This is a genomic window from Streptococcus mitis (assembly GCF_019929545.1).
Taxonomy (GTDB): Bacteria; Bacillota; Bacilli; order Lactobacillales; family Streptococcaceae; genus Streptococcus; species Streptococcus mitis_BU.
The window spans coordinates 15087-27599 of record NZ_JAHZPT010000002.1 but is presented as its reverse complement, the minus strand read 5'-3'; the positions used below and the strand labels follow the sequence as shown (position 1 = coordinate 27599).

11 protein-coding genes are annotated in these 12513 nt (G+C 38.7%); 8 read left to right on the top strand and 3 right to left on the bottom strand.

The genetic code is table 11. The annotated features are described in order from the left end of the window. The first annotated feature begins 58 nt into the window (after nt 1–58). The 5 genes from K1I71_RS00930 to K1I71_RS00910 all read left to right on the top strand — a co-directional run bounded on the left by K1I71_RS00930 (nt 59) and on the right by K1I71_RS00910 (nt 6253). Complete coding sequence (locus K1I71_RS00930; protein ID WP_223329940.1) at nt 59–901, top strand: aldo/keto reductase; 843 nt, start codon at nt 59–61, stop codon at nt 899–901. 249 nt (nt 902–1150) lie between these two features. Further along, nucleotides 1151–2590 carry a P-loop ATPase, Sll1717 family gene (locus K1I71_RS00925; RefSeq protein ID WP_223329939.1) on the top strand — a complete coding sequence of 480 codons (1440 nt, stop codon included), beginning with the start codon at nt 1151–1153 and terminating at the stop codon, nt 2588–2590. A 198-nt stretch (nt 2591–2788) separates the two neighbouring features. Further along, nucleotides 2789–3706 carry a glycine--tRNA ligase subunit alpha gene (glyQ, locus tag K1I71_RS00920; protein ID WP_000038736.1) on the top strand — a complete coding sequence of 306 codons (918 nt, stop codon included), beginning with the start codon at nt 2789–2791 and terminating at the stop codon, nt 3704–3706. Between the two features lie 211 nt (nt 3707–3917). Then, nucleotides 3918–5954, top strand: coding sequence for a glycine--tRNA ligase subunit beta (glyS, locus tag K1I71_RS00915; RefSeq protein ID WP_223329938.1), 2037 nt, complete (start codon nt 3918–3920; stop codon nt 5952–5954). A 41-nt stretch (nt 5955–5995) separates the two neighbouring features. Next, on the top strand, nt 5996–6253 hold the full coding sequence (locus tag K1I71_RS00910) for a DUF896 family protein (RefSeq protein ID WP_223329937.1): 258 nt from the start codon (nt 5996–5998) through the stop codon (nt 6251–6253). 112 nt (nt 6254–6365) lie between these two features. Here K1I71_RS00910 and K1I71_RS00905 read toward each other — a convergent pair whose 3' ends face one another. The 3 genes from K1I71_RS00905 to K1I71_RS00895 are packed head-to-tail and all read right to left on the bottom strand — an operon-like array spanning nt 6366 to nt 9211. Then, nucleotides 6366–7604: an NAD(P)H-dependent oxidoreductase gene (locus K1I71_RS00905; protein WP_223329936.1), complete on the bottom strand. Its 1239-nt coding sequence runs from the start codon at nt 7602–7604 to the stop codon at nt 6366–6368. Between the two features lie 18 nt (nt 7605–7622). Then, the gene (locus tag K1I71_RS00900; RefSeq protein ID WP_060805371.1) at nt 7623–8228 is read right to left on the bottom strand and encodes an NADPH-dependent FMN reductase; all 606 of its coding nucleotides are present in this window, start codon (nt 8226–8228) and stop codon (nt 7623–7625) included. A 59-nt stretch (nt 8229–8287) separates the two neighbouring features. Next, nucleotides 8288–9211 (bottom strand): FAD:protein FMN transferase, encoded by a 924-nt coding sequence (locus tag K1I71_RS00895; protein WP_223329935.1) that lies wholly within the window; start codon nt 9209–9211, stop codon nt 8288–8290. Between the two features lie 308 nt (nt 9212–9519). Here K1I71_RS00895 and nox point away from each other — a divergent pair, with 308 nt between their 5' ends. The 3 genes from nox to pdxT all read left to right on the top strand — a co-directional run bounded on the left by nox (nt 9520) and on the right by pdxT (nt 12509). Beyond that, nucleotides 9520–10899 carry a H2O-forming NADH oxidase gene (nox, locus tag K1I71_RS00890; protein WP_023948278.1) on the top strand — a complete coding sequence of 460 codons (1380 nt, stop codon included), beginning with the start codon at nt 9520–9522 and terminating at the stop codon, nt 10897–10899. Between the two features lie 152 nt (nt 10900–11051). After that, a complete protein-coding gene (gene pdxS, locus K1I71_RS00885; RefSeq protein WP_000138517.1) occupies nt 11052–11927 on the top strand; it encodes a pyridoxal 5'-phosphate synthase lyase subunit PdxS in 876 nt (291 codons plus the stop codon). Further along, a complete protein-coding gene (gene pdxT / locus K1I71_RS00880; protein WP_223329934.1) occupies nt 11928–12509 on the top strand; it encodes a pyridoxal 5'-phosphate synthase glutaminase subunit PdxT in 582 nt (193 codons plus the stop codon). It abuts the gene before it with no gap. Nucleotides 12510–12513 lie beyond the last annotated feature (4 nt).

Below are 12513 nucleotides of genomic sequence, written 5' to 3'. Positions count from 1 at the left end.
AAAGTTTTCCTTGAAAATTTGCCTCTTTGGATTTTCTTCTAGTTTAGAAAGGAAAAAAATGAAATCTTATATTTTAAACAATGACGTTACAATTCCAGTTCTAGGATTTGGAACCTGGAAAGCTGAAAATGGAGAGATTGCCTATCAAGCTGTCCTAGAGGCTTTAAAGGCAGGCTATCGCCATATCGATACGGCAGCTATTTATAAAAATGAAGAAAGCGTTGGTCGTGCTATTCAAGATAGTGGCGTTCCGCGTGAGGAAATTTTTGTAACCAGTAAATTGTGGAATACAAATCACAACTATGAGCAAGCTCGTCAGGCTTTTGAAGAGTCTTTAGAGAAGCTGGGCTTGGAATATTTGGATTTGTATTTGATTCATTGGCCAAATCCAAAACCACTCAGAGAAAATAACCACTGGAAAATCCGAAATTCAGAAGTTTGGAGAGCGATGGAGGATCTTTACCTAGAAGGTAAAATCCGTGCTATTGGAGTTAGTAATTTCCTTCCTCATCATTTGGATGCCTTGCTTGAAACAGCAAAAATTCTTCCAGCGGTCAATCAAGTTCGTTTGGCTCCAGGTGTGTATCAAGAGGAAGTCGTAGATTACTGTCGAGAAAAAGGAATTTTATTGGAAGCTTGGGGACCTTTTGGTCAGGGAGAACTGTTTGATAACAAGCAAGTGCAAGAAATAGCTGAAAATCACGGAAAGTCTGTTGCTCAGATAGCCTTGGCATGGAGCTTAGCAGAAGGATTTTTACCCCTTCCAAAATCTGTCACAGCGTCTCGTATTCAGGCTAATCTTGATTGTTTTGAAATTGAACTGAATCATGAGGAACGTGAAACCTTAAAAGTGATTGCTGTTCAGTCTGGTGCTCCACGAGTTGATGATATGGATTTCTAGAAAATCATAAAAAGAATTGTACATTGTTCTAATTTTTGATATAATAGTCTGCAGGAAAGAAAGTCTTATGGCGTTCTTCAAGCGAGCTTGGGATAGTGGGAGCCAAGTAGTGCAAAATAAGGAACTGGCGCTTTCTGTAGTATTTTCAAAAACAATGAAGTAATAAATTAGGGTGGAACCGCGTTTCTGACGCCCCTAGTCGCAAGGCTTGGGTGTTGAAATTCGGTTCTTTTTGTTGAGGTTGTTAAGATGAATAATGAAAATTTACCGTTGTTGAAGAAATTAGATAATGAGTGGAAACTTGATGCTAAAGAAGAAGATATTAAATATTTTTACCATACTGAAGAAACAGCTAGTGTTCTGAGTGGTGAAAAGTACATGATTATTGGTAGAAAGGGCGAAGGAAAAACAGCTATTGCAACTTTTATTTACAAGAATGTTGGGGCCGGAGCATACGCTGATAAGTTATCTTTTAAAAATTTTCCTTTTAATACAATCTATAATTATAGTGATAACAGGTATCCGAATCCTAGCCAGTATATCACATTTTGGAAGTATCTAATATATGTTTCTATTTGTAAACAAATGGTGAGGGATAACAATATAGATTCAAATATTAGAGATAATTTAGTTAAACTTTTTCCGGCAAAGAAAAGAAGTGAAAATTTAAAAGATCTAATTCCTAAAATAACTGTTAAAGAATTTGGTTTTCAAGTTCTTAGCACAGGATTAAATATTGCTACAAGTAGAGAGAAGCATGAGCTAGAGTGGATTGATATTGTAGATATTCTTGAAAATGTAATTTTAGAAAATGTTACTTCTGCTTCGAAATATTATGTGATTTTTGATGAACTTGATGAAGAATATAAAGATTTTACTAGCTCCGAAGAAGAAAAAGATTATTTTGCACTTGTTACAGGTCTTTTTAAAGCTATAAATGAAACTCGCAATATTTTTAAAGATGAGGGACTATTAATTTATCCTATAGTCTTTCTTAGATCGGATATTTTTCAAAGAATAAATTATTCTGATAAAAATAAGTGGAGTGATTATTTAATTAACTTAGAATGGAGCCCGGAGAAATTACAAGATTTAATCCAGTTGCGTATTGATGCATTGACAACAAAAAAAAGTAAAAATTTTATTCAGGCTTGGCATCAGATAGCATTACCAGGTGATATAAAGATGGGTAAGAGAAAAACTGTTAAAATGAGAGCTATTGACTATATTTTACGAAGTACTCATCATCGTCCAAGAGATGTAGTCAAATTTTTGAAAGAAGCTTCTAAAATTGCAGATAAAAAGAAGAATGTGAAAATTTCTCCTAATGATATCAAGGATGCAGATTCTTCGTTTTCTGAATATATGAGACAAGAAATTATAGATGAAATTTATTCTGTACTACCTGAGTATGAGGAAATATTTGCAATTCTTTCTACGATTAGAAAACAAACTTTTCATCCGAAGGAGTTTGTAAATATCTATGATCAGAAAGTTTCCAAAGGTGAACTTAAAAATAGGGGAGCTGAGCTAGTATTAAAAATTTTGTTTGAATTTAGTATTATTGGTAATGTTCCTTCAGTGAGAACCCGTAGTATATTTAAATATGAGAATGAATCTGCACGTTTTAATTTTAAAGAAAATATACAAGTTCACAGAGGGTTATATAAAGCTTTGCAAATTTTTTAATCTACTGTTAGGAAGTTAAAATTTTATTTTAATTATTAAAAACTGTGTAATTCAGCTAGAAGTGATAGCAGTTTGTAGAAAGAGTTATTATATTTTTTTATATTACATTTTTAATAACGCAGTACTAACTCGTCTTGCCTCGTATGATCGACGAGGCAGACTCGTGTCGCAAGTAATTTATATAAAAAGGAGAAAACAATGTCTAAGAAATTAACATTTCAAGAAATTATTTTGACTTTGCAACAATTTTGGAATGACCAAGGTTGTATGCTTATGCAGGCTTATGATAATGAAAAAGGTGCGGGAACCATGAGTCCTTACACTTTCCTTCGTGCTATCGGACCTGAGCCATGGAATGCAGCGTATGTAGAGCCATCACGTCGTCCTGCTGATGGTCGTTACGGAGAAAATCCTAACCGTCTCTACCAACACCACCAATTCCAGGTTGTCATGAAGCCATCTCCATCAAACATCCAAGAACTTTATCTTGAGTCTTTGGAAAAATTGGGAATCAATCCTTTGGAACACGATATTCGTTTTGTTGAGGACAACTGGGAAAACCCATCAACTGGTTCAGCTGGTCTTGGTTGGGAAGTTTGGCTTGATGGGATGGAAATCACTCAGTTCACTTATTTCCAACAAGTCGGTGGACTGGCAACTGGCCCTGTGACAGCTGAAGTTACCTATGGTTTGGAACGCTTGGCTTCTTATATTCAGGAAGTGGATTCTGTCTATGATATTGAATGGGCTGATGGTGTAAAATACGGAGAAATCTTCATCCAGCCTGAGTACGAACACTCAAAATATTCATTTGAAATTTCGGATCAAGAAATGTTGCTTGAAAACTTTGATAAGTTTGAAAAAGAAGCTGGTCGCGCCTTGGAAGAAGGTTTGGTTCACCCTGCCTATGACTATGTTCTCAAATGTTCACATACCTTTAACCTACTTGATGCGCGTGGTGCTGTATCCGTAACCGAGCGTGCAGGCTATATCGCTCGTATCCGTAACTTGGCCCGTGTTGTAGCCAAAACCTTTGTCGCAGAACGCAAACGCCTAGGCTACCCACTTTTAGATGAAGAAACACGAGCTAAACTCTTAGCAGAAGACGCAGAATAAAGAGAGTGACAAATTACGAAAATGGGCGAACAGAGTGAGCCCTGAGCCAGTTGCCGTAGTGATGAAGGTATCCTTAGTGAAACTAAGGATACTAGGCAAAATTGGAGACTTTTGGCTCCAATTTTAGCAATGAAACAACGAAGTTGGTTGCTTGCGTGCCAATCACATAAGGCAAACTGGAAAATAAAAAGATATTTTTCGGAGAAAAAACATGACAAAAAACTTATTAGTAGAACTCGGTCTTGAAGAATTACCAGCCTATGTTGTCACACCAAGTGAAAAACAACTAGGCGAAAAAATGGCAGCTTTCCTTAAGGAAAATCGCTTGTCTTTTGAAGCTATTCAAACCTTCTCAACACCACGTCGTTTGGCTGTTCGTGTAACTGGTCTTGCAGACAAACAGTCTGATTTGACAGAAGATTTTAAGGGGCCAGCAAAGAAAATTGCCTTGGATAGTGATGGAAACTTCACAAAAGCAGCTCAAGGATTTGTTCGTGGAAAAGGATTGACTGTTGAAGATATCGAATTCCGTGAAATCAAGGGTGAAGAATATGTCTATGTCACGAAGGAAGAAATTGGTCAAGCAGTTGAAGCCATTGTTCCTGGTGTTGTAGATGTCTTGAAGTCCTTGACTTTCCCTGTCAGCATGCACTGGGCTAACAACACCTTTGAATACATCCGCCCTGTTCACACTTTAACTGTTCTTTTAGATGAAGAAGAGTTTGATTTGGATTTCCTTGATATCAAGGGTGATCGTGTGAGCCGTGGTCATCGTTTCTTGGGGAAAGAAACCAAAATTCAGTCAGCATTGAGCTATGAAGAAGACCTTCGTAAGCAGTTTGTAATCGCAGATCCACGTGAACGTGAGCAAATGATTGTTGACCAAATCAAGGCAATCGAAGCTGAGCATGGTGTACGTATCGAAATTGATGCTGATTTGCTTAATGAAGTCTTGAACTTGGTTGAATACCCAACTGCCTTTATGGGAAGTTTTGATGCCAAATACCTTGAGGTTCCAGAAGAAGTCTTGGTAACTTCGATGAAAGAACACCAACGTTACTTTGTTGTCCGTGATCAAGATGGTAAACTCTTGCCAAACTTCATTTCTGTTCGTAATGGAAATGCAGAGCATTTGGAAAATGTCATCAAAGGAAATGAAAAAGTCTTGGTAGCCCGCTTGGAAGACGGAGAATTCTTCTGGCGTGAAGACCAAAAATTGGTTATTTCAGACCTTGTTGAAAAATTAAACAATGTCACCTTCCATGAGAAAATTGGTTCCCTTCGTGAACACATGATTCGTACGGGTCAGATTGCTATTCTCTTGGCAGAAAAAGCTGGCTTGTCAGTGGATGAAACAGTTGACCTTGCTCGTGCAGCAGCCATTTACAAGTTTGACTTGTTGACAGGTATGGTTGGTGAATTTGACGAGCTCCAAGGAATTATGGGGGAGAAATATGCCCTTCTTGCTGGGGAAACTCCAGTGGTGGCAGCTGCTATTCGTGAACACTACATGCCTACATCAGCCGAAGGAGAACTTCCAGAGAGCAAGGTTGGAGCCATTCTAGCTATTGCAGACAAATTGGATACGATTTTGAGTTTCTTCTCAGTTGGTTTGATTCCATCAGGTTCTAATGACCCGTATGCTCTTCGTCGCGCGACTCAAGGTGTGGTTCGTATCTTGGATGCCTTTGGTTGGCACATTGCTATGGACGAGCTGATTGATAGCCTTTATGCATTGAAATTTGACAGCTTGACTTATGAAAATAAAGCTGAAGTTATGGACTTTATCAAGGCTCGTGTTGATAAGATGATGGGTTCTACTCCAAAAGATATCAAGGAAGCCGTTCTTGCAGGATCAAACTTTGTTGTGGCGGATATGTTGGAAGCAGCAAGTGCTCTCGTAGAAGCAAGCAAGGAAGATGACTTCAAACCATCTGTTGAATCACTTTCTCGAGCCTTTAACTTGGCTGAGAAAGCAGAAGGAGTTGCCACAGTTGATTCAGCTCTCTTTGAGAGTGAAGAAGAGAAAGCCTTGGCAGAAGCAGTAGAATCACTCATTTTGTCAGAGACTGCCAGTCAGCAATTGAAACAACTCTTTGCTCTTAGCCCAGTCATTGATGCTTTCTTTGAGAATACCATGGTAATGGCAGAAGATCAGGCTGTTCGTCAAAATCGCTTGGCTATCTTGTCTCATTTAACTAAAAAAGCAGCTAAACTTGCACGTTTTAACCAAATTAACACTAAATAAAATTTGATAAACGGACTTTATCTTATCACAAAGGAGAAGAAATGGATCAGAAAAAAATTGATCGTATCAACGAGCTTTCTAAAAAGAAAAAAGCAGAAGGCTTGACACCAGAAGAAAAAGTGGAACAAGCTAAACTACGTGAGGAGTACATCGAAGGTTATCGTCGCTCTGTTCGTCACCATATTGAGGGAATCAAAATTGTGGACGAAGAAGGAAATGATGTTACACCAGAAAAACTACGCCAAGTTCAACGTGAAAAAGGTTTACATGGTCGTAGTCTCAATGACCCAAATTCATAATAAATATTCTTTCTTTTAACAAGGATAGATAAAATAATAACCAAAAGACTAGCAGACACAAACTGCTAGTCTTTTTTAGCTAAAAAAGGAACCAAGATGGTTCCTAAAATGATTAGTTACTTGCTCCAGATGTAGCGTCAGCGCCACCACCGTGACCTCCAGCATCACCTGCATCAGAAGCTCCAGATGTGGCATCTGCTCCGCCATGTCCTCCAGCAGGAGCTGCAGCATTTCCACCAACTAGACGTTGACCAGTTGTATTGAGGTACCAATCAAGCCATGGTTGGAAATTAAAGATAATCTCATTAATTCCAGCATATGAGCCATCTGGATAGTACATTGCTTGGTAATTATGGGTATTAATAACACCTTCAGGTGTTCCTGGCACAATTGTACGGACATATTCTTGATCTCCGTTACGCAATACACCGACAACCCATTCAACATTTTTCATTCTAGAATCTGGCAATGTACCGTGTACTGTCCCTAATCTATTTCCTGATTGAGCACGGACACGTTTACCAAACATTGTATCTGGGTCTTGGTGAGCGTTATTAAAGTACAAGAATTGATTGTTATCATCTGCAAATGTCAATTCAAATGGCATTGCTTTCAAGAACATGTCAATTTGGTTAACTGTCAAGATACCGTGGTCTAATTTAACGTAAGTATCTCCAGAAACAGCTCCAACAAGTTCAGCAGCTTTTTCTACCCATTCAGGATCATCTGGGTCAACACCTTGGATGGTAGTTGCAATTGAATTTGTACAATATAAATCTTCTGGTTCAATTGGTTTTGGTTTTTTCAATTTTGAAACGACTCCCACATATTTTACAAAGTTGTCCAAGCATGTTTCAAGGAAATTAACAGTTCCTTCATTTATGATATTCCCATTAACATCAAAAGCTTCTTTGGCTTTACCAAGAAGGAATTCATTTCCTGGAAGTGTGTAGGCATTGACACCTGGAGCGTCAAGAATCTTACGAAGGTGAACTTGGGCACGTGAAGTACCTTGGTCATAGTAAGAAGCACCCACAATCATGACTGGTTTGTTTTCAAATGGATGAACTTCATATGAAAGCCATTCAAGAACAGATTTTAGGGAAGCTGAGATTGTGTGGTTGTGCTCAGGAGTAGCGATGATAACACCATCAGCACGTGTAATTTTGTTATATAAATAACGTAATTGGAAACTTTCGTCCCATTTTTCGTCTTGGTTAAACATTGGAACTTCGTCAATTTCAAGAACTTCTAATTCAAATTTGAGTTTGAAGTGACGACGGATGAATTCCAAGAGTTTACGGTTATATGATTGATCGTAGTTTGATCCTACAAGTCCAACAAATTTCATTCTTTTTGGTCTCCTATCTTACAAATTTTCCCAGTCAAAGTCTTCAGCATCTTTGCGAAGTAATTCTTGTGCATTGCGCAATTTTTCTGTGATTTTTACAAAGATACGGTAGTCGTCAAAAGTAGCATCCAGTTTTTTGATCACATCAAGATCTACTAGGTCTCCACTTGGGTTGAAAGCTTGAAGAGAATGTGAAAGCAAGAATTCATCTGGAAGGACACTTGCTTTAATTTCTGGAGCATTCAAGATTTGGCGAAGTTGTAATTGGGCACGTGATGAACCAAGCGTGCCGTAAGAAGCACCAGTAATCATGATTGGTTTGTTCAAAAGTGGGTAAATACCGTATGACAACCAAGCAAGAGCGCTCATCAAAACAGCTGGGATAGAGTGGTCATACTCAGGAGTACCGATAATAACGCCATCTGCCTCTTCAATTTTAGCAGCAATTTCTAAAATTTCAGCAGGCACTTGCTTGTCAGCTGGTTTATTGAAGACAGGAATGTCTTTAATTTCAACAAGTTCAATTTCAGCTTTTTCAGCAAAGTGTTTTTGCATGTATTGAAGCAATTGGCGGTTTGTAGAACGTTTTGAATTTGTTCCAACAATAGCAATAAGTTTTAACATGAGATTTCCTTTCTCTTTTTACATAATACGATTTTAAAACTCCATTGAAACATTTGTTTCTATAGAGTTGGAATTCCTGAAGAACAGCTTAGGTGACCTTCCTTATCGATGAGGATAGCTTCGATGCCCTCCAAACTTTCAACTTGCCAGAGGATAGAAGCAGGTCTTTCTCCAAATAGACGAGTTGTCCAGATTTCACCATCAACTGATTTATCAGAGATGATTGTTAGACTCGCTAGTTCCGTTTCAACAGGATAACCTGTTTGGCTGTCAAAAATATGATGGTAATCTTTTCCATCGACAGTCAGGTGACGTTCATAAATGCCTGAAGTCACGACAGATTTATTGACAACAGGGATGGTCATTAAGTGATTTCCCCTCGGATTGGCTGGGTCTTGAATCCCAATTTGCCAAGGCTGATCCCCTCTTGCCTGATTTTTTCCAATAGTCAGGATATTCCCTCCCAGATTAATCAAGGCAGATGTCACTCCCTCTTCTCTAAGAAATTGGGCAACCTTATCCGCACTATAACCCTTGGCTAAACAACCTAGGTCTATCTTCATTCCTTTCTGTTTTAAAAACACAGTGGAAGTAGAAGAATCTAACTCGATAGAATGAGGATTGATTAAAGGTAGCACTGATTCAATTTCTTGGAGTTGGGCCACTTTGGCATCTGAAAAACCGATACGCCAGGTTTGAATCAAGGGACCAATGCTGATGTTGAGATGACTAGAGGGCGCTAGGCTATGCTCTAATCCAAGTGAAATCAGTTCAAACAGGTCTGGATGAACTTTGACAGGAGCTATTCCAGCTTGATAATTGATTTCCATCAACTCAGATTCTTGACTATTGGCATTGAAGCGGTATTCAAGCTCTTTGAGCAAATCAAAGGATTTTTGGAGCAAGCTATCGGCTCGCTCATCTACTAATGAAATAGTGATAGTAGTCCCCATTAGCCGTTCGGAATGTGAACTAAGAGGCAAGCTACCAACTCCTTTCTTTTATGAAAAGAAGGCTGAAATATAGTAAATTTATATTAAATTTAACCCCTTACATTTTCTTTTCATGATACTAGCATACCATAAAGTCAGCGTTTTCACAAATAAAATTTGTAAACTTGTCAAGAAATATGCTCAGAAAATAAAGAGTAATTGTAAGAAAGACTGATAAAATACAGATTATTTACATTTTTTTACAAAAAAAACGGGAAAATTAGCTAAACTCTTGTAAACGCTAACAGTAAATGTTATACTAGAAAGGTAAATTTAAAATTGAAGGTAGGAATTTTTCTATGAGTAAAATCGTTGTAGTTGGTGCTAACCACGCTGGTACAGCATGTATTAATACTATGTTGGATAATTTTGGAAATGAGAACGAAATTGTTGTATTCGACCAAAATTCTAACATCTCTTTCCTAGGATGTGGAATGGCCCTTTGGATCGGTGAACAAATTGACGGTGCTGAAGGCTTGTTCTATTCTGATAAAGAAAAATTGGAAGCTAAAGGTGCTAAGGTATACATGAATTCACCAGTTCTTTCAATCGACTATGATAACAAAGTAGTTACAGCAGAAGTTGAAGGGAAAGAGCACAAAGAATCATACGATAAATTGATTTTCGCTACAGGTTCTACACCAATCTTGCCACCAATCGAAGGTGTTGAAATTGTTAAAGGAAACCGCGAATTTAAAGCAACTCTTGAAAATGTACAATTCGTTAAATTGTACCAAAACGCTGAAGAAGTGATTCACAAATTGTCTGATAAGAGTCAACACCTTGACCGAATCGCCGTTGTTGGTGGTGGTTATATCGGTGTTGAACTTGCTGAAGCCTTTGAACGTCTTGGAAAAGAAGTTGTCCTTGTTGATATCGTTGATACTGTTTTGAACGGTTACTATGACAAAGACTTCACACAAATGATGGCGAAGAACTTGGAAGACCACAACATCCGCTTGGCGCTTGGTCAAACTGTTAAAGCAATCGAGGGTGACGGTAAAGTTGAACGCTTGATTACTGATAAAGAAACTTTTGATGTGGATATGGTTATCCTTGCAGTTGGTTTCCGTCCAAACACAGCCCTTGCTGATGGAAAAATTGAACTATTCCGTAACGGTGCCTTCCTTGTAGACAAAAAACAAGAAACATCTATCCCAGGCGTTTACGCAGTAGGTGACTGTGCGACTGTTTATGACAATGCTCGTAAAGATACAAGTTACATCGCCCTTGCTTCAAATGCTGTTCGTACTGGTATCGTTGGTGCTTACAACGCTTGTGGACATGAATTGGAAGGAATCGGTGTACAAGGTTCAAACGGTATATCAATCTACGGTCTTCACATGGTTTCAACTGGTTTGACTCTTGAAAAAGCAAAAGCAGCAGGTTACAACGCGACTGAAACTGGCTTTAACGATCTTCAAAAACCAGAATTTATGAAACATGATAACCATGAAGTTGCCATCAAGATTGTCTTTGACAAAGATAGCCGTGAAATTCTTGGTGCACAAATGGTTTCACACGATTCTGCAATCAGCATGGGAATCCACATGTTCTCACTTGCTATCCAAGAGCATGTAACAATTGATAAATTGGCATTGACAGACCTATTCTTCTTGCCACACTTCAACAAACCATACAACTACATCACAATGGCTGCACTTACAGCTGAAAAATAAAATTTGATGAACTATCTGGCCTTAAGTTAAGGTCAGATAGTTTTTTAGTCAATATGTACCCATACAATTACATTTTTTTTATCTTGTGATTCATTCTAATCTAACTTAAAATGAAATGGTAGCTACCAATATAAATAATGAGGATAAAATAAATGACTGAAAATCGTTATGAACTAAATAAAAACTTGGCACAGATGCTCAAGGGTGGGGTTATCATGGACGTTCAGAATCCTGAACAGGCCCGTATTGCAGAAGCTGCTGGTGCGGCAGCTGTGATGGCCTTGGAGCGGATTCCGGCTGATATTCGTGCAGCTGGTGGGGTTTCCCGCATGAGTGACCCAAAGATGATTAAGGAAATCCAAGAAGCAGTTAGCATTCCAGTAATGGCTAAGGTCAGAATCGGGCATTTTGTTGAGGCTCAGATTTTAGAGGCTATTGAGATTGACTATATCGATGAGAGTGAAGTTTTATCTCCAGCAGACGACCGTTTCCATGTGGACAAAAAAGAATTCCAAGTTCCTTTTGTCTGTGGGGCTAAGGATTTGGGAGAAGCCTTGCGTCGTATCGCTGAAGGTGCTTCTATGATTCGTACCAAAGGAGAACCAGGGACAGGAGACATTGTTCAAGCTGTTCGTCATATGCGTATGATGAATCAGGAAATTCGCCGTATTCAAAACTTACGAGAGGACGAACTTTATGTTGCTGCTAAGGACTTGCAGGTACCTGTAGAATTGGTTCAATACGTCCATGAACATGGAAAATTGCCAGTTGTAAACTTTGCGGCTGGAGGCGTTGCAACGCCAGCAGATGCTGCGTTGATGATGCAATTAGGGGCAGAGGGTGTCTTTGTCGGTTCAGGTATTTTCAAGTCAGGAGATCCTGTTAAACGAGCGAGTGCCATTGTCAAAGCGGTAACCAATTTCCGAAATCCTCAAATTTTGGCTCAAATCTCTGAAGATTTAGGAGAAGCCATGGTTGGTATCAATGAAAATGAAATCCAAATTCTCATGGCTGAGAGAGGAAAATAGATGAAAATTGGAATATTGGCCTTGCAGGGTGCCTTTGCAGAACATGAAAAAGTGCTAGATCGATTAGGTGTCGAGAGTGTTGAAATCAGAAATTTAGATGATTTTCAACAATATCAGAGTGATTTGTCGGGTTTGATATTACCTGGAGGAGAGTCTACAACCATGGGCAAGCTCTTACGAGACCAGAACATGCTGATTCCCATCCGAGAAGTAATTCTATCTGGTTTACCAGTGTTTGGAACCTGTGCGGGTTTAATTTTGCTGGCTAAGGAAATTGCTTCTCAGGAAGAGAGTCATCTAGGAACTATGGATATGGTGGTTGAGCGCAATGCCTATGGGCGCCAATTAGGAAGTTTCTACACGGAAGCAGAATGTAAGGGAGTCGGTCAGATTCCAATGACCTTTATTCGTGGTCCAATTATCAGTAGTGTTGGAGAAGATGTAGAAATTTTAGCAACAGTTGATAATCAAATCGTTGCAGCCCAAGAAAAAAATATGTTGGTAACTTCTTTTCATCCAGAATTGACTGATGATGTGCGCTTGCACCAGTACTTTATCAATATGTGTAAAGAAAAAAGTTGAGATT